Annotated in this window: 2 tRNA genes; both read left to right on the top strand. The window is 41.2% G+C overall.

Annotation, left to right across the window (positions count from 1 at the left end):
• Nucleotides 1-143 precede the first annotated feature (143 nt).
• Nucleotides 144-220, top strand: a tRNA-Ile gene (locus CD128_RS11390).
• An 18-nt stretch (nucleotides 221-238) separates the two neighbouring features.
• Nucleotides 239-314 (top strand) — tRNA-Ala (locus CD128_RS11385).
• Nucleotides 315-417: the final 103 nt, after the last annotated feature.

The raw sequence follows: 417 nt of genomic DNA, 5'->3' as shown, positions 1-417 counted from the left end.
GTAACAAGGTAGCCGTATCGGAAGGTGCGGCTGGATCACCTCCTTTCTAAGGATATATTCGGAACATCTCGTAGAGATGATGGAATAATGTGACATATTGTATTCAGTTTTGAATGTTTATAATAAATATTCTTTCATTTAATGGGCCTGTAGCTCAGCTGGTTAGAGCGCACGCCTGATAAGCGTGAGGTCGGTGGTTCGAGTCCACTCAGGCCCACCATTAAATATAATGAATATTGGGGGCTTAGCTCAGCTGGGAGAGCGCCTGCTTTGCACGCAGGAGGTCAGCGGTTCGATCCCGCTAGTCTCCACCATTATTTAAGATAATTAATTGTACATTGAAAACTAGATAAGTAAGTAAATAGATTTTACCAAGCAAAACCGAGTGAATAGAGTTTTAAATAAGCTTGAATTCAT

The organism is Staphylococcus croceilyticus (genome assembly GCF_002902575.1).
In the GTDB taxonomy this organism is placed as follows: Bacteria; Bacillota; Bacilli; order Staphylococcales; family Staphylococcaceae; genus Staphylococcus; species Staphylococcus croceilyticus.
The sequence above is the reverse complement of the archived record's forward strand: the minus strand, read 5'-3'. Positions and strand labels throughout refer to the sequence as shown.